Annotated in this window: 17 protein-coding genes; 10 read left to right on the forward strand and 7 right to left on the reverse strand. The window is 59.0% G+C overall.

Going from position 1 to position 17,089, the window contains the following annotated elements; translation table 11 throughout:
* Window positions 1-147: 147 nt before the first annotated feature.
* Window positions 148-894: a septum site-determining protein MinC gene (gene minC / locus ACWKWE_RS17180; RefSeq protein WP_166593367.1), complete on the reverse strand. Its 747-nt coding sequence runs from the start codon at window positions 892-894 to the stop codon at window positions 148-150.
* A gap of 145 nt (window positions 895-1,039) precedes the next feature.
* Here minC and ACWKWE_RS17185 point away from each other — a divergent pair, with 145 nt between their 5' ends.
* On the forward strand, window positions 1,040-1,972 hold the full coding sequence (locus tag ACWKWE_RS17185) for a lipid A biosynthesis lauroyl acyltransferase (protein ID WP_483851188.1): 933 nt from the start codon (window positions 1,040-1,042) through the stop codon (window positions 1,970-1,972).
* Window positions 1,973-1,991: 19 nt separating this feature from the next.
* Window positions 1,992-3,227, forward strand: a complete 1,236-nt coding sequence (locus tag ACWKWE_RS17190) for a patatin-like phospholipase family protein (RefSeq protein WP_483851189.1) — start codon at window positions 1,992-1,994, stop codon at window positions 3,225-3,227.
* 175 nt (window positions 3,228-3,402) lie between these two features.
* Here the strand turns inward: ACWKWE_RS17190 and ACWKWE_RS17195 are convergent, their stop codons facing one another.
* The 3 genes from ACWKWE_RS17195 to ACWKWE_RS17205 all read right to left on the reverse strand — a co-directional run bounded on the left by ACWKWE_RS17195 (window position 3,403) and on the right by ACWKWE_RS17205 (window position 6,624).
* Window positions 3,403-4,257, reverse strand: a complete 855-nt coding sequence (locus ACWKWE_RS17195; protein ID WP_483851190.1) for a pirin family protein — start codon at window positions 4,255-4,257, stop codon at window positions 3,403-3,405.
* 272 nt (window positions 4,258-4,529) lie between these two features.
* The gene (locus ACWKWE_RS17200) at window positions 4,530-5,333 is read right to left on the reverse strand and encodes an MlaA family lipoprotein (protein ID WP_341959476.1); all 804 of its coding nucleotides are present in this window, start codon (window positions 5,331-5,333) and stop codon (window positions 4,530-4,532) included.
* Complete coding sequence (locus ACWKWE_RS17205; protein ID WP_166593362.1) at window positions 5,326-6,624, reverse strand: serine/threonine protein kinase; 1,299 nt, start codon at window positions 6,622-6,624, stop codon at window positions 5,326-5,328. The genes ACWKWE_RS17200 and ACWKWE_RS17205 overlap by 8 nt, the downstream gene beginning before the upstream one ends.
* Window positions 6,625-6,863: 239 nt before the next feature.
* On the opposite strand from ACWKWE_RS17205, the gene ACWKWE_RS17210 reads away from it, so the two are divergent.
* Window positions 6,864-7,232, forward strand: coding sequence for a hypothetical protein (locus ACWKWE_RS17210; RefSeq protein ID WP_166593361.1), 369 nt, complete (start codon window positions 6,864-6,866; stop codon window positions 7,230-7,232).
* A gap of 605 nt (window positions 7,233-7,837) precedes the next feature.
* Here ACWKWE_RS17210 and ACWKWE_RS17215 read toward each other — a convergent pair.
* The gene (locus ACWKWE_RS17215) at window positions 7,838-9,418 is read right to left on the reverse strand and encodes a glycoside hydrolase family 17 protein (protein WP_483851191.1); all 1,581 of its coding nucleotides are present in this window, start codon (window positions 9,416-9,418) and stop codon (window positions 7,838-7,840) included.
* Between the two features lie 414 nt (window positions 9,419-9,832).
* On the opposite strand from ACWKWE_RS17215, the gene ACWKWE_RS17220 reads away from it, so the two are divergent.
* From ACWKWE_RS17220 to ACWKWE_RS17230, 3 genes are all read left to right on the forward strand, one after another.
* Window positions 9,833-10,690, forward strand: a complete 858-nt coding sequence (locus ACWKWE_RS17220; protein WP_166593359.1) for a glycine betaine ABC transporter substrate-binding protein — start codon at window positions 9,833-9,835, stop codon at window positions 10,688-10,690.
* 427 nt (window positions 10,691-11,117) lie between these two features.
* A complete protein-coding gene (locus ACWKWE_RS17225) occupies window positions 11,118-11,429 on the forward strand; it encodes a DUF485 domain-containing protein (RefSeq protein WP_166593358.1) in 312 nt (103 codons plus the stop codon).
* On the forward strand, window positions 11,426-13,084 hold the full coding sequence (locus ACWKWE_RS17230; RefSeq protein ID WP_483851192.1) for a cation acetate symporter: 1,659 nt from the start codon (window positions 11,426-11,428) through the stop codon (window positions 13,082-13,084). Before ACWKWE_RS17225 ends, ACWKWE_RS17230 begins: the two co-directional genes overlap by 4 nt.
* Window positions 13,085-14,111: 1,027 nt before the next feature.
* Here ACWKWE_RS17230 and ACWKWE_RS17235 read toward each other — a convergent pair.
* Window positions 14,112-14,270 (reverse strand): DUF3309 family protein, encoded by a 159-nt coding sequence (locus tag ACWKWE_RS17235; RefSeq protein WP_020290439.1) that lies wholly within the window; start codon window positions 14,268-14,270, stop codon window positions 14,112-14,114.
* Between the two features lie 302 nt (window positions 14,271-14,572).
* On the opposite strand from ACWKWE_RS17235, the gene ACWKWE_RS17240 reads away from it, so the two are divergent.
* From ACWKWE_RS17240 to csrA, 4 genes are all read left to right on the forward strand, one after another.
* Entirely contained in the window at window positions 14,573-14,950 is a 378-nt protein-coding gene (locus tag ACWKWE_RS17240; protein WP_166593356.1) for a DUF2784 domain-containing protein, read from the forward strand.
* Between the two features lie 104 nt (window positions 14,951-15,054).
* Complete coding sequence (locus ACWKWE_RS17245) at window positions 15,055-15,867, forward strand: SDR family oxidoreductase (protein ID WP_166593355.1); 813 nt, start codon at window positions 15,055-15,057, stop codon at window positions 15,865-15,867.
* A gap of 67 nt (window positions 15,868-15,934) precedes the next feature.
* The gene (locus ACWKWE_RS17250) at window positions 15,935-16,267 is read left to right on the forward strand and encodes a YnfA family protein (RefSeq protein ID WP_166593354.1); all 333 of its coding nucleotides are present in this window, start codon (window positions 15,935-15,937) and stop codon (window positions 16,265-16,267) included.
* 144 nt (window positions 16,268-16,411) lie between these two features.
* Window positions 16,412-16,609, forward strand: a complete 198-nt coding sequence (gene csrA, locus ACWKWE_RS17255) for a carbon storage regulator CsrA (RefSeq protein ID WP_166593353.1) — start codon at window positions 16,412-16,414, stop codon at window positions 16,607-16,609.
* A gap of 27 nt (window positions 16,610-16,636) precedes the next feature.
* Here the strand turns inward: csrA and ACWKWE_RS17260 are convergent, their stop codons facing one another.
* Entirely contained in the window at window positions 16,637-16,867 is a 231-nt protein-coding gene (locus tag ACWKWE_RS17260; RefSeq protein WP_166593352.1) for a YheU family protein, read from the reverse strand.
* Window positions 16,868-17,089 lie beyond the last annotated feature (222 nt).

A 17,089-nucleotide genomic window follows, 5' to 3' on the forward strand; every position in this document is an offset into this window, starting at 1 on the left:
ATCACGCAGCGTTTTTCGAACAGAGAAAGAAACGAGCGTCTTGCGATGCTCATGTTTCGAGAAAACAAATGAATTTCCCGGATTTCCTTTCCCTTTGCATCGTTTTCGCGACGAATCAGAGTGGCTTTGAAAATGGCGCAGTATCCGTTAAAGACGGATGATGTTCAACACGTCACCGGACAGACTGACTTGTACCCCGGCCCCCCAGAGAGGGTCACGTCGCAGGTCTTCCGCAACCTTGTATTGCCCGGCGATGGAGACCAGTTCGGCCACCATTTGCTGGCAGAAAATCCGGGCCTTGGTGTCGCCCTTGATGCCTGCCAGTGCCCGGCCCCGCATCGGGCCATACACATGGATGTTGCCATCGGCGAGAAGTTCCGCACCGGGACTGACCGAGGAAATCACCACCAGGTCCGAACCTTGCGCGTAAATCTGCTGGCCGCCGCGCACAGGAGCCGTGATTATCTTGGTCGGCTTGATCAGAGGCTCCGGTGGTTTTTCCACCACTTCGGGCTTTTTCTTTATTTCACCTTCCGTCGGATCGAGGGGTCTTTCACGCGCGCCGGATGGCGGCAGGACCGGCAGGTCGATGGCAATGGCAGCGGCGATGTCTTCGATGCGGTTGGCGCGAATGGCCAGGGTGCGCAAGCCGTGATGGCGACAGATGCGCATCATCGCTTGCAGGTCGACGGCGCCTTCGTTGGGCGGCAGCTTGTCCAGCGCCAGCACCAGCGGCGTATTGCTGAAGAAATTGGGCGCCTGAGCGACCTTGGCGGCCAGCTGACGATCCAGTGCTTCAAGGTTGTTACGGGCCAGTTCCAGCACGGTGATGGCCAGCATGCTGCCCTTCAGCTGGAACACGGGGTCCTTGTCTTGCAATTCGATTTGGCTCATGTCGGCATACAGCGGCTTGTCGCTAAAAGTGCCGAGACTTATAACGAGAACGCCCGCGAGTCGCAAGGGAGCCGCAACCGACGAAGCGTCACGGAAGTGCTCGAACCGATGTAGAATGCCCGCCTTTGTCCTGACGGAAGCTGTAATGGAACGCCCGCGTTTTCGAGCCCAATTTCTTCATCCCCGCTTCTGGCTCCTCTGGCTGGGGCTGGGAATGCTCTGGCTGGTGGTGCAGTTGCCGTTTCGGGCGCTGGTCGCGATAGGCCGGGCGCTGGGCGGGGTCATGTATTACTTCGCCACCGACCGTCGCATCATCGCGGCGCGCAACCTTGAACTGTGTTTTCCCCAGTTTTCGAAAGCCGAGCGCAAACGCCTGCTCAAGGAAAATTTCGCCTCCACCGGGATCGCCTTTTTCGAAATGGCCATGAGCTGGTGGTGGAGCCCGACGCGCTTTGCCAAGCTGGCGCACATCGAAGGGCTTGAACACCTCAAGCAGCCTCATGAGCAAGGGCAGGGCGTCATCCTCATGGCGCTGCACTTCACCACGCTGGAAGTCGGCGCAGCGTTGCTCGGTCAGCAGCACACCATCGACGGCATGTACCGCGAGCACAAGAACCCGGTGTTCGACTACGTGCAGCGCCGAGGCCGCGAGCGGCACAACCTGGATTCCATCGCCGTCGAGCGCGAAGACGTGCGCGGCATGATCAAGCAACTGCGCAAGGGCCGCGCGATCTGGTACGCGCCGGATCAGGACTACGGCGTCAAGCAGAGCCTGTTCGTGCCGCTGTTCGGCATTCAGGCCGCCACCGTACCGGCCACCAGCAAATTCGCCACCCTCGGCCGCGCCCTCGTGGTGCCGTTCACCCAAGAGCGTCTGGCGGACGGTAGCGGTTACAAGCTGGTGATCCACTCGGCGTTGACCGATTTTCCCGGCGAGAGCGACGAGGCTGATTGCCTGCGCATCAATCAATGGGTCGAGCGGGCCGTGACGGCCTGCCCCGAGCAGTATCTGTGGGCACACCGGCGGTTCAAGAGCAGGCCGCCCGGTGAGCCGAAGCTGTATAAAAAGCGGGGCTGATACCTAGGGCTGAGGTTTTATGACGACAAGCGCAGCAGAACAAAAAACAGTCAACAGCGCTTCAACGGTTCCGGTCGGTCGCGAGTCGATCACCGGGCTGATCCTTTCCGGCGGCGGCGCTCGGGCGGCCTATCAGGTGGGCGTGCTCGCAGGGATCGCCGACCTGCTGCCTGCGGGCGGAAAGAACCCGTTTCCGGTCATCGTCGGCACGTCTGCGGGCGCCATCAACGCGGTGAAACTCGCCAGCGGGGCTGCGCAATTTCGCACGGCTATTCATGAACTCACGGTCTTCTGGCAGAGCTTTCGCAGCCATCAGGTGTTGCGCAGCGATTGGTCCGGGGTGATTCGTCAGGCGACCCGGTTCTTCGGGCGAAGCCTGTTGGGGATCGGTCGCAAGCAGATCCCCGTGGCGTTGCTCAACAGCTCGCCGTTGAAAGATTTGCTGACCGAGCGCCTGAACCTCGAAGGCATTGATGAGGCCATCGAAGGTCGGCATTTGCGGGCCGTTGCGGTCACGGCGTTTGGCTACGAGTCGGGGCAGGCGGTCACGTTCTATCAGGGCAAAGGCACCATCGATTCCTGGCTGCGGCATCGGCGCGTCGGCGTGCCAACGCGGCTGACGGTCGATCATCTGCTGGCGAGTTCTGCGATTCCGCTGCTGTTCGCCCCGGTCAAACTCGAACACGAATATTTTGGCGATGGCGCGGTGCGGCAATCGGCGCCGATCAGCCCGGCGCTGCACCTGGGCGCCAATCGGGTGCTGGTGGTGGGCGTCAGCGGCAACCCTCGCGGACCGGGGGCGAACAAGCCCGTGCACCGGGTCGTGAGCGGCGCGCAGCCGAGTCTGGCGCAGATCAGCGGGCACATGCTCAACAGCACGTTCATTGACAGCCTGGAGAGCGACATCGAGTTGCTGGAGCGGCTGAATTTGCTGAGTCGCATGTTGCCCTCGCCACCCGAGCCGTCGCCGCAGGTGTCCGAACAGCCGACGCCGGTGCAGTCGCTGGCGCCGGTGGAGGTGCTGGTCATTTCCCCGAGCCAGCCCCTCGACGAAATCGCCGCCCGCCACCGTCGCGAACTGCCGCCTGCCCTGCGCACCTTTCTGCGCGGGCCCGGCGCGACCAAGACCAGCGGGGCAGGGGTATTGAGTTATCTGCTGTTCGAGTCGGGGTATTGCAGCGAATTGATCGAACTGGGCCGCCGCGATGCGATGGCCCAGAAAGAGGAGTTGATGCGGTTTTTGGGGATCGCGTGAAACCGCATTTTTCCCTGTAGGAGCGTGGCTTGTCCCGCGATGGCCGGGCACCGGCCATGAAACCTGACGATTCAAATGCATCTGACCCGCCGCGTTGGCCAATATGGCTGCCGCTGCGCGTCAGATCGCGGGACAAGCCACGCTCCTACAGGGTCTGCATTTATCGGGCGATTGTTTATGCCGTCAACTTGTCATCCCGAAAATCCCGCAGAGCCTGTTCGATCTCTTCGCGGCTGTTCATCACAAATGGGCCGTATTGCACGATTGGCTCATTCAGTGGCTTGCCCGCGATCAGCAACACCTTCGCGCCGGTCGCTGAATTGAGCTGCACTTCGCCATTTTCTGACAACCGAGCCAGACGGCTCTGACCGAGCGTTTGCGCGCAACCGGCGATCTCGACTTCGCCTTCGTACACGTACAACAGCACCCGGTGGCCTTCAGGGACTTTCGGGCTGATTGATTTGCCGGCTGGAAGGTGGAAGTCGAAATACTGCGGTTCGGTGTCGGGCCGCTGCACCGCGCCTGCCTGCTGCACCTGGCCGTCGTCGAACTGACCGGCGATCACCACCACGTCCACCCCGTTCTGCGTGGTGATGCGCGGGATGCGTTCCGGCTGGATGTCTTCGTAACCGGCGTCGTCCATCTTCGATTTGCCCGGCAGGTTCAGCCACAGCTGGAAGCCGCGCATCATGCCTTCTTCTTGTTCCGGCATCTCGCTGTGGATCACGCCACGCGCAGCGGTCATCCATTGCACGCCGCCGCCTTGCAGCAGGCCGACGTTGCCCATGTGGTCTTCGTGGCGCATGCGGCCTTCGAGCATGTAAGTCACGGTTTCGAAGCCGCGATGCGGATGGGGAGGGAAACCGGCGATGTAATCGTCAGCCTTGTCCGAGCCAAATTCGTCGAGCATCAGGAAGGGGTCGAACAGCTCGACGCCAGGGCCGCCGAAGACCCGCGTCAGCTTGACGCCCGCGCCGTCCGAGGTCGGTTGACCGGTCTGCATGGACAGCACTTTGCGAAATTGAGTCATGGGGCGCACTCCGGAAGAGGGTGGGAATGGCGCCTATGGTATGCCGGTTAAGGCGATGGATGGGTGACGTTTTTGCGAGGAATCGATCGGGTTGTTAGATGTTTCAAATGGCTCGACGCGGTCTCCTGTAGGAGCGAATTCATTCGCGAGACGTCGGTACAGTCGATAGATTTCTGTCGGTTGTACGGGCCTCTCGCGAATGAATTCGCTCCCACAGGGGCCATCCAGCGTGTCAGAGAGTGACGCGTTTCAGACCCCGCACAAGGCAATCATCACTCCTGAATCTGCAACTTCCGCGCTTCGGTGTACACGTAGCGCACTTTCTCGTACTCGAACGGCGAGTCCATCTGGCCGTAGCGGAAGCTGGTGGTGTAGCGGCGGTCAATCGCGCGAAGCAGGTACAGTTCCGGATGATCCTGACTCACCTGCGCCACGTTCAGGAAGTTGATCTGCGATTCGGCTGTGAAGTCGAACACCAGGCCGCCGGTGTCACGAAGGTTCGAAGGCCCGAGAATCGGCAGCACCAGGTACGGCCCTGCCGGAACGCCATAGAACCCCAGGGTCTGACCGAAGTCTTCGCTCTGTTTTGGCAGCCCCATCCAGGTTGCGGCGTCCCACAAGCCCGCGACACCAATGGTGGTGTTGATGATCAGACGGCCCGTGGTGTCCAGCGAGCGCTTGCCCTTGAACTGCAACAGGCTGTTCAGCAGGTTGGGGATGTCGCCCAGGTTGCTGAAAAAGTTGCTGACGCCGGTGCGCACGAAGCTTGGGGTGATGTATTTATAGCCGTCGACTACCGGCAGGAACACCCACTCATCGAAGCGATAGTTGAAGTGGTAGACCCGACGGTTCCACGACTCCAGCGGGTCGTAGACGTTGAGGGCGTTCAGCGACGAGCGCTCGAATTCCTGGGCGTCCAGACCGGGGTTGAATTTCAGCGACTTCAACGGCTCGGTGAAACCGTCCGGGTTCTCGATCCGCTTGACCGGCTGGGCCTGGGAGATGATCGGCGCATCAGCGGCATGAACAGCGCCTGCACAAAGCAGAGCGGCAGTGAGCAATAGACGTTTAGCCACGGAAAAACTCCAGCATGGCGTCGCTGTTGACGCGATAGTTCATGTTGCCGCAGTGACCGCCATACGGGTAAACGGTCAGGCGATCGCCAAAGGTCTTGCGCAGGAAACCGAGGTCGCCCGGGCCGAGGATCACGTCATCGGCGTTGTGCATCACGGAAATTTTCTTGCTGGTGCTCAGGTAATCCTTGAGCGCGTACAGGCTGACCTGATCCACCAGTTGCAGCAGGCTGCCGCCGTCTGTGCGGGCGCGCCACATCGGGATCACTTGCTCGGTCACGTAGCAGTCGAAGTCACATTGCAGCGCGCGCTTTAGGAACGGCGTGAGGCTGGTGCCTTCGCTGATCGGCGTCTTCGGCGGGGTGATCAGGCCGCGACGGTTGATCAGGTCGGACGTGAACGCGATGTCGGCCGCCGAGAAGCGAAACGACGTGCCGATCAACATGGCCATCTGCTCGTTGGACAGGTGCTGCTTGGACTGCTGGAAGTCATAGAGCAGCGCATCGTTGAGGTCGATGTAGCCTTTTTCGCGGAAGTAACGGGTCAGCTTTTGCAGCACCAGTTCATAGAAGGTGGTGCTGTTGGTGATGCCCTTCACGTCGGTCTGGACCATTTTGTCCAGGTTGGTGATCGAGGTGTAGAGGTTCACCGGCGGGTTGATCAACAGCACTTTCTTGAAATTGAAGCTGCGGCGGGTCTCGTCCAGTTTGCTGACGAAGGCCGCATCCAGCGCGCCAAGGCTGTAGCCGCTGAGGTAATACTCGGTGACTTGCAGTTTGTTTTGCTGAGCGCGAACGGCCTGCATCACGCGGTACAGGTCTTCAGCGTCTTCAGACGTCACACCAGGCGTCGCGAATCGTGAGGCGGCGCTCATGAAGTCGTAGCTGGTGGGCGACGACAGCTGTACGACGTTATACCCGGCTCCGTAATACAGACGCTTGAGGTATTCGTTGAGGGTGCTGTTGTAGGGGGCGCCGGTGCCTGCGATCAAGAAGATCAGAGGCGCGGGATGGTCTTGCTTGGCGAGGCGGTAACGCAGTTTTTTCACGGCCCAGAAATTGTCGGGGAGGGTGAATTCACGATCCGGTCTCAGCGTCAGGCTGTAGTCGTCCTGATCGATGTCGGCGTCGTCTGGCACCTTCGCCCGCAAATCAGGAGGCGTCGTGGCGATGGTCGCTTCGAACGGGTTGGTCAGAGGGAAGCCATAGCTGGACGGATCGATGTCGACCGCCATCACGGACGCACTCAAGAACAAGCCGCCTGAAAGGGCGGCGAGGCGTAAAAAACGAAGCATGACTGAATCCCTTGGGAAAGAAGTGCTGTTGAGATACGCAGGCTATGACACAGGGGGCGTGCAAAAAGTGCCGTAGTGGCAATTTGCATTTAATCCCTCGCCAACCCGAACAAATCCTAGGCGACAATACACGTTCTGGCTCGAGTGGCGTGTGAGGTTGTGCTTTTAATGTGGGGCGTTTCATGTCCCGGGTCGACTGCGGATATGCTGGGCGTCGTTTTCCTGCCTTGGGGTGTTCCGTGTCGCGTTGTTTCCCGCTGATCGTGTCGGTGTTTGCCTTGGTGCTGTGGCTGACGTTGAGCTATGGCCTGCGCTACGGACTGATGGAGGATGTGCAGTGGGTCGGGCAGTGTTCCGACGATGCGTTGCAGTGGCAATGCGTGGTGCGTTCGGACCTGGGATGGCTGATTCATTTCGGCGTGTTCGGCTGGGGTGCGCTGGTGACGGCGGTGATCGCGTTTTGCGTGCCGGGCAAGGTGGGGCGGGTGCTGGCGGGAATTGGATTGCTGCTGGGGATGCTGGCGTTGGTGTTGTATTCGGCGAGTCTGGCGGTGTTCGCGGTGGTGATTGCGGGGCTGCGGCTGGTGCGGGCAAACGAGCAGCCTTAGCCGAACGCGGAGACTGACATCGAGACGGACACGAAACCCTCATCCCCAAACCCCAGACAGCATAAAGGGGAGCCGAGGCTCCCCTTTAAATCGTTGCACGTGCTCTTTTTTTATTGTTTTAGGGCGGTCTGTTGTTGTTTTTGGCAACCGTTCCCTTTCCAGCGTCTTCAGTGATCCCCATCCGGGATACAAGAGCAAACGTATTTTTTTGAGCGCTTATCTGCTTCGATCCATGGCCTGAGGCGAGGATCCAACCCGTTCTGGACGCTACCTGACGGTAGTTTTATTGTTCTCGGTCGGGCTGTGAGGCCAAGGCCTCTGTAAAGCACATCTACTCCAAAAAAATCTGTTGGCTGCGTCTCTGTGCCGTTGTTCTTGTTATGTCAGAGCCGATTCATCTTATTTTTATTGGGTTTTCACATTTTGTTCTTGTTATGCAGGAGATATAGCAGGCAGCGTGCCAACTTTTTAATTCCCTTTAAAATCAATGGCTTGAAAAAATCGTTCTGCCTGGGTGTTAATCCGAAAGGACTATTCTGTTTCCGTGTTACCCGTATTCTGTTTTGGAATGGCGTCAGCGGTAACACAATGTGTTCCTCACCCCGTCACTCGCGCGCACGCTCTGGCTCGGGGCTCGCCGCGCTGATTCGAACACTGCGCCACAACGCCAGGGTCATCACCACGCTGACCGCTGCCCACCCCAGAGCCTGCGGGTTGCTCAGCCCTTCGCGAATCACCTGCGGCACGATCCCGATCCCGATGATGCAAGCCAGCAACGTGGCTTCCCGACGCAGCACCCTGACCGGTCGCAGCAGATAAAAGAGGGCGGGCAGCCACAACGTCGGGGTGGCGAAGCTGCGGTAACGCGGGTCAAAGACCATCTCCAGCATCATCACCGCGCCCGCAAAACCGGCCGCGCTCAGCCACCACCCGGCTCGGGACTCGAACCAGGCGTACCCTCGGCCGCGCCACCCTTGCCGGCCCGAGAGCGCCAATGCGGCGTGCATCAGGACCAGCAGGTTCAGCACCATCAACGCCCCGGCCCATAGGTATTCGCCGGTAAACCGACTGGTCACCCGCGCCAGTTCCCCCCATGTGCCAATGCACGCGCCGCCGAATACGGCGAGCAGCGGGACGATCAACGCGCTGCGAGACTGAGTCACGCGGCCTGCCAAAAATAGCGCCAGCAGGCCGATCACACCGCTGACCGCCAGCCAGAACGGCCAATACGGCAGGTTCGACACTGGCCCCGTAAGCACGCCTTTCTCCTGTCGGTCGGCGTCGAACAAGCCCCAATAACCCCCGACCGCGCCCTCGGCTTCCCGCTTCCAGGGTTGGTCGAAGGCTTCGATCAGGTTGTAATGCCAGCCGTGCTGTTCGGCTAGGGCGACGAAGCTGCGAATGAACTTCGCCTCGTTGACCCGGCTCGGCAACGCTGTCTCACGTTGACGCCCCTCGCTGGGCCATCCGGTTTCACCGATCAGGATGTCCTTGGGGGCGAATTTTTCGCCGAAGCGCTGACGAATCTCCGCGACGTGGGTCAACGCGTCGTCGATACCCTTGGGATCGTCTTCCCAATACGGCAGCAGGTGAATGGTCACGAAATCCACGGCAGGCGCGATCTCCGGGTATTGCAGCCAGTATTCCCAGACGTCGGCGTAGGTCACCGGCTGTTTGACCTCGGCTTTCACCTGACGAATCAGTTTGGCCAACTGAGGTCCCGTCACTTCTTTGCGTAACAGCGTTTCGTTACCGACGATCACAGCGGTGACAACGTCCGGGTAGGCATTGGCGGCGGTGATCAATGCCTTGATCTCGTGCGCTGTGTCCTCGGGGCTGGCATTGACCCACGCGCCAAGCATCACTTTCAGCCCGTGCTTGCGCGCCAATGCCGGGATCGCTTCAAGGCCGGTCATTGAATAGGTACGGATGCACTCGAAGCGCGTGGCGAGCAACGCCAGGTCGGCATCCATTCGCGCAGGTCGGGGGGCGAACGGTTGATCGAAGGGTGACTGGTCTTTATCGAAAGGGGTGTAGGACGCGCATTGCAGCTTGTGCGTCGGCGTCGCGGCATCCGGCAGCACGACGGGTTTGCCAAGGGTGTACCAGTAACCGAACAGGGCAATCAGCGCGATTAGACAAGCGGCGAGATACGTCAAAACAGGCGAGCGGAAGGGGACGGGCATGATGGGGCCGAAAAGGAGCAGAGGGTCGCAGCATAGCTCAGGGGGCCCTCAAAACGGCAGGCCTCACGCTACACGTTGGGGCATCGCCGCTTTGTCTTGCCGTTCAAGGCTCGAAACTCGCCGCTGCTTTTAAAGCATGCAAGTTTCGGACGGACCGGGCCCTCTTTTACGACCTGTTTGTCGCTGATGGCCCTGTGATGTCGTTTCCCGCTGTCTGAGTGTCGTTGACAGGAAAGGCACAAGGTCGGTGGGGGTTGATGATCGGCTCGTCGATGCAGCGAGTGCTGCTGCGAAGGCAAGTGGTTGAAGCGTGAAAGTTAAGCGGTGCGCCAAATGCGTGCGCGGGCTGCGAGCTTAAAAAAACGTTAACGATACCCGACCGCCGTCGGGTGCAGGACTACCGGGGAAGTAACGATGAAGATGCGAAATATCCTGGGTGCGGGTGCCGCGCTGGCCCTTGCTATCAGTTCCACGCTGGCCATTGCCGCCGACAAACCCGAGCTGAGCATCGGTTATGTGGATGGCTGGTCCGACAGCGTTGCGACGACCAACGTCGCAGCCGAAGTGATCAAACAGAAACTGGGCTACCCCGTGAAACTGCAGGCCGTCGCTGCCGGGATCATGTGGCAGGGCGTTGCCACCGGCAAACTGGACATGATGCTGTCCGCCTGGCTGCCCGTGACACACGGCGAATACTGGGAAAAGAACAAGGACAAGGTCACCGACTACGGTCCTAACTTCAAAGACGCCAAGATCGGCCTGATCGTGCCTGAGTACGTGAAAGCCAACTCGGTTGCCGACCTGAAGACCGATGAGTCCTTCAAGAAGAAAATCGTCGGCATCGACGCTGGTTCGGGCGTAATGATCAAGACCGATCAGGCCATCAAAGACTACGGTCTGGACGGCTACAAACTTCAGGCGAGTTCCGGCGCCGGCATGATTGCCGAGCTGACCCGCGCTGAGAACAAGAAAGAATCCATCGCCGTCACCGGTTGGGTGCCGCACTGGATGTTCGCCAAGTGGAAACTGAAATTCCTGGAAGATCCAAAAGGCGTTTACGGTGCAGCTGAAACCGTGGACAGCGTCGGCAGCAAAGAGCTGGCCACTAAAGCGCCAGACGTTGCTGACTTCCTTAAAAAGTTCCAGTGGAGCAGCAAGGACGAGATCGGCGAAGTCATGCTCGCCATCCAGGACGGCGCCAAGCCAGAACAGGCTGCGAAAGACTGGGTCGCCAAACACCCGGATCGCGTCAAAGAGTGGACCGGTAAGTAATTTGCCGCAAAAGATTCATGCGTGACCCCAACCGCCCGGCAAGTGATTGCCGGGCGGTTTTTTGTGGCTTGCACCATTCGCTTCTGCCCGGAGGGCGTGGGAGCGCAGCTTGCTCGCGATCTGCTGCGAAGCAGCAGTAAAACCTGACGCCCCCCATTTGCCTGACACACCGCGTACATCGGGTTTGCTGCCGCTTCGCGCCAGATCGCGAGCAAGCTGCGCTCCTACGGCCTTCGGCCAGAATCAAAAGCCGCATCCACGTGTGGCTCTCCCGCCAAATATGCCTCTGATTTTTTCGCCGCACGCCAGAGTGCAGCCCCGCGCACATCAACTAATGTCGTTCTAATACTAAGGTCGTCTGGAGCGCGGCCTAGAGCCAGCTAAAGTGGAATACGTGACATCCATCTGTGCTGCGAGGACAAAAACAATGAACGACAGCATTTACCTCTCGATTCAGAACAGCCCGCGCTTCAAGGAGCTGGTCTCGAAAAGGGAACGATTCGCCTGGATTCTCTCGGCGATCATGCTTGGGCTCTACTCCGCTTTCATCCTGTTGATTGCGTATGGGCCTCAGATTCTCGGCGCCAAACTCAGCGCCACATCATCCATCACCTGGGGAATGCCAATCGGCGTGGGCCTGATCCTTTCCGCTTTCGTGCTGACCGCCATCTACGTTCGTCGTGCAAACGGCGAGTTCGATGAGCTGAACAACGCGATCCTGAAGGAGGCACAACAATGAGCCGGCGCCTGTTTGCAGCTTTGGGCCTGGCGGCCTTCGCACCGACTCTCTGGGCGGCGGATGCCCTGACCGGTGCCGTGCAAAAACAACCGCTCAACGTTGCCGCGATCGTCATGTTCGTGATCTTCGTCGGCGCCACGCTTTGCGTGACCTACTGGGCGGCCAAGAAAAACAAATCGGCGGCGGACTACTACGCGGCGGGCGGCAAGATCACCGGTTTCCAGAACGGTCTGGCCATCGCCGGTGACTACATGTCGGCAGCGTCCTTCCTGGGTATCTCGGCCCTGGTGTACGCATCCGGCTACGACGGCCTGATCTATTCGATCGGCTTCCTCGTCGGCTGGCCGATTATCCTGTTCCTGATCGCCGAACGCCTGCGTAACCTGGGCAAGTACACCTTCGCTGACGTGGCGTCCTACCGTCTGAAGCAGAAGGAAATCCGTACCCTGTCCGCCTGTGGTTCGCTGGTGGTCGTGGCGTTCTACCTGATCGCGCAAATGGTCGGTGCGGGCAAGCTGATCCAGCTGCTGTTCGGCCTCGACTACAACGTCGCGGTGGTGCTGGTCGGTATCCTGATGTGCCTGTATGTGTTGTTCGGCGGCATGCTGGCGACCACCTGGGTGCAGATCATCAAGGCAGTCTTGCTGCTGTCCGGTGCCTCGTTCATGGCGCTGATGGTGATGAAACACGTCAACTTCGACTTCAACGTGCTGTTCTCCGAAGCCGTGAAGGTTCACCCGAAAGGCGAGGCCATCATGAGCCCCGGCGGTCTGGTGAAAGATCCGATCTCGGCGTTCTCCCTGGGTCTGGCCCTGATGTTCGGTACGGCTGGCCTGCCACACATCCTGATGCGCTTCTTCACAGTGAGCGACGCGAAAGAAGCCCGTAAATCGGTTCTGTACGCGACTGGCTTCATCGGCTACTTCTACATCCTGACCTTCATCATCGGCTTCGGCGCGATCCTGCTGGTCAGCACCAACCCGATGTTCAAAGATGCCGCAGGCGCTCTGTTGGGCGGTAACAACATGGCGGCGGTGCACTTGGCCAACGCGGTCGGTGGCAGCCTGTTCCTGGGCTTCATCTCGGCGGTGGCGTTCGCGACCATTCTGGCGGTGGTAGCCGGTCTGACCCTGGCCGGTGCGTCGGCGGTGTCTCACGACCTGTATGCCAGCGTGATCAAAGCGGGCAAAGCCAACGAGAAAGACGAAATCCGCGTGTCGAAATACACCACGGTTGCGCTGGCTGTCGTGGCCATCGTGCTGGGTATCGCGTTCGAAAGTCAGAACATTGCGTTCATGGTCGGCCTGGCGTTCTCCATCGCGGCGAGCTGTAACTTCCCTGTGTTGTTGCTCTCGATGTACTGGAAAAACCTGACGACTCGCGGCGCGATGATTGGCGGCTGGATGGGCTTGATCAGTGCCGTGGTGCTGATGATCCTAGGCCCGACCATCTGGGTGCAGATTCTGCATCACGAGAAGGCGATCTTCCCGTACGAGTACCCGGCGTTCTTCTCGATCATCATTGCGTTCGTGGGGATCTGGTTCTTCTCGATCACTGACAAGTCGAAAGCGGCCGAGGGTGAACGTGCGTTGTTCTTCCCGCAGTTCGTGCGTTCGCAGACCGGTCTGGGGGCGAGTGGGGCGGTTTCTCACTGATCTGAGTTAGCGTTTCAAATGAAAAACCCCGCTCTTTGTAGTGGGGTTTTTTTGTTGGCTGAGATTGGGGGCATATCCAATTGCGGTGGTGTTGCTTATATCGGTTCCGCCCTTACGGCGGGTCACTTTTGGCAAGAGCGCCCCAAAAGTAACCAAAAACGCTTTGCTCCTGGTTTGGCCCTGACTGCGTCAGGGTTCCCTCACTCCGGCGACGCTCTGTGGGCCCGCGCCGAACGGACATCCATGTCCTTGCGGCGCTCTCGCGGCATCCATGCCGCTCGACCCACTCCGCGTCGCCTGCGTTCGGCCTGCACCCAAGTCGCGTTCCGCGGTGTCTGTACTGGCGTGTGTGAAGATCAAGATCAAGATCAAAAGCGAACGCGAACGCTAAGTTCGAATCTTCACGCTATCCCTGTGGGAGACGCCGGAGGTTACGACGGCAGCGAAAGCGGTAGGTCGGTGTTGAAGAAGGTTTCGGAGCGCCGCAGAGCACCTGTGGGAGCGAATTCATTCGCGAAAAGGGTTCAGGCGATGGAGATGTATTGTCTGTACCGCCTTTCGCGAATGAATTCGCTCCCACAGGGGAATGGCGGAGCTGCACAGGTTTGCGCTCAACATAAAAGAATCAGGGGCGTCGCTTGGCTTTGGCTTTGGCTTTTGATCTTGTACCAAGAAATTCCAGACACCGCCGAACGCGACTTGGGTGCAGGCCGAACGCAGGCGACGCGGAGTGGGTCGAGCGGCATGGATGCCGCGAAAGCGCCGCAAGGACATGGATGTCCGTTCGGCGCGGGCCCACGGAGCGTCGCCGGAGTGAGGGAACCCTGACGCAGTCAGGGCCAAACCAGGAGCAGGGCCTTTTTGGTTACTTTTTCGGCTCTTGGAAAAAGTGACCCGCCGTAAGGGCGGAACCGATCTAAGCAACACCAGCGCAATCGGATATACACACAAAACCAGCAACCCAGACCCTAAGCCCAATAAAAAACCCCACTACAAAGAGTGGGGTTTTTCGCTGGCGGCGGGGCGGTTATATCCTGCCAAGCAACACCAGAATCAGCAGAATCACCAGGATCGTACCGATGATCCCCGATGGCCCGTAACCCCAACTTCTGGAGTGTGGGAAGACCGGAAGACCGCCGACCAACAGGAGAATGAGGATGATGATCAGAATTGTGCCGATGCCCATGACGAGTTCCTTCTTGTGTTCTTGGTAAATGGCAATGCCGTTCAAGCGTTCGCCAACTTCGTGAAAAGTTGTAGTGCTTGAATAATCCGACTCTGGCCCGGAACAAAAGGTTCGGATGAGAGGAAATAAAAAATAACATTTTTATAATTATGATAAAAATCAATAGCTTGAAGTGAAATGGTGAATGTTAAAACCCGTGTATTCGATCCCGGCTAACCTTCATGTACTGGCAATAAGCGCGGAACTAACATTTTCAGTGCCGGTCACGAAGTTGCCAAAACCCCTTAATTAGGAAGCAAGCTATGTTTTATTCGGTGATGGCAGACGCCATGGTCGTCTTCCATCTAACGTTCATTCTGTTCGTCATGTTCGGTGCACTTCTGGTGTTGCACCGCCGTGCTTGGGCCGTGTTGCACCTGCCAGCCGTCGCCTGGGGCATGGCGGTGGAGTTTTTGCACCTGTACTGCCCGCTGACCCCACTGGAAAACAGCCTGCGGCTCAAAGCCGGTGCCGCCGGGTACGAAGGGGATTTCATCGGCCATTACCTCATCCCGCTGATCTACCCCGCCGGTCTCACACCGCAGATTCAGATCGGACTGGGCGTCATCGTTGTTGTGGTCAATCTTGCTGCTTACCTCTGGGTCATCACCCGCTGGCGGGGCCGACGCAGCGCGGCCTGAGGCGCCGGTTTGCCTCGCATATTCAGCCAGTCAATGGAGGGGTTGTCGGACAATGTGTCTGTTTACACTGAGGCCACTTCCCCGCAATCGACAAGGCAATGGCTATGCAAAATCGCATCATGATCACTGGCGCAGGTTCCGGCCTGGGGCGTGAAATCGCGCTGCGCTGGGCACGTGAAGGCTGGAAACTGGCGTTGTCAGACGTCAGCGACGCAGGCCTGCAAGAAACCTTGAATCGGGTGCGTGAAGCGGGGGGCGACGGTTTCGTTCAGCGGTGCGATGTGCGCGACTACAGCCAACTGACCGCTTTCGCACAGGCCTGTGAGCAGCGGTTTGGTGGCATCGACATCATCGTCAACAACGCGGGCGTGGCGTCGGGCGGGTTCTTTGGTGAACTGTCGCTGGAGGATTGGGATTGGCAGATCGCGATCAACCTCATGGGCGTGGTGAAAGGCTGCAAGGCGTTCCTGCCGCTGCTGGAGCAGAGCAAGGGCAAGATCATCAACATCGCGTCGATGGCCGCGCTGATGCAAGGCCCGGCGATGAGCAATTACAACGTGGCAAAGGCGGGGGTGGTGGCGTTGTCGGAGAGCCTGTTGGTGGAACTGCGTCAACAGGAAGTAGGCGTTCATGTGGTGTGCCCGTCGTTTTTCCAGACCAATCTGCTGGACTCGTTCCGCGGCCCGACCCCGGCGATGAAAGCCCAGGTCGGCAAGTTGCTGGAAAGCTCGCCGATCTCCGCCAGCGACATCGCGGCCTACGTTTACGATCAAGTTGCCAAGGGCGAATTCATGATCCTGCCCCACGAACAAGGCCGCATGGCCTGGCAGATCAAACAGCAAAACCCCCACGCGATTTACGACGAAATGGCTAATATGGCCGACAAGATGCGCGCCAAGGCCAAGTCCGTTGGCTGACGTTCACGTCTGATTTATCTGATAGGGTGGCGCGCATCGTTCCGGCCACCCTTGAAGGGATTCCATCGTGCTCAACTACCTGTGGTTCTTCCTCGCCGCCTTGTTCGAGATCGCCGGATGCTACGGCTTCTGGCTGTGGTTGCGTCAGGGGAAAAGCGCGCTATGGGTGATTCCTGCGCTGATCAGCCTGACCCTTTTCGCACTGTTGCTGACTCGCGTCGAAGCGGCCTACGCCGGACGCGCTTACGCGGCATACGGCGGCATCTACATCATCACCTCGATTGCCTGGCTCGCCGTGATCGAGCGCGTGAGGCCATTGACATCGGATTGGCTCGGCCTCGCGTTCTGCGTGATCGGCGCGACGATCATCCTGTTGGGCCCGCGCGGAACGGTTTCATGACCGAAATGACGTGTTTGTAGGACGCGTCTGTCAGCAACCGCCGCCACCCTCTGAAGGGCAAGACTGATTTGTTCCAGGCGCATTGAAGCATTGGATCCAGCGCGGCAACCTGCCCCCTCGGTTACCACCCAGGGAGTAGGAAAGATGCTGGTATTGACGCGGGAAATAGGAGAAACCTTCTCCATCGGTGATGACATCACGGTGCAGATTCTGGGGATCACTGGCAATCAGGTGCGCTTGGGGATCGATGCCCCGCAGCACGTGAAAATCCACCGTGCCGAGGTCTATCGGCGCATTGCCCAGCGCTTGCAGCAGATGGCGGCGCCGCCCTCCGGTTCCTGATGACATCCCTTCACGACGGCATCGTGCTCAGTCTTCGAAATACTCCTTGGGTACTTCGTGCTTGAGCATCAGTTGGCATTGCTGGCTTTCGAGGTCGAAGAAGATCACCGCCTGACCTTTGCTCAACGCGTGGCGAACCCGCAATACGCGGGTTTCCAGCGGCGTGTCATCGCCATTGTCGGTGCCGTCGCGGGTCACGAAGTCCTCGATCAGACGCGTCAGGGTGTCGGCTTCGAGTTGGTCGTAGGGGATTAGCATGGGGTTCTCGGTCGTTGCGAAGGGCAGATGGCGGGGATGCTAGCGTGGTCGGGGGAATGGGGCTACGTCGGCGTTGATGGATTCCTACGATCTCATTGGCAATAAGAGCGAAATGTGGAAGGGAATTCATTCTGGACGGCATTCCGACGAAAGTAGGTACATCCAACAATCGCTAGCGGATGTACTACCGTATCGCGAATAAATTCGCTTCCACAGGTTAAA

The sequence above is a fragment of the Pseudomonas salicis genome (assembly GCF_057128705.1).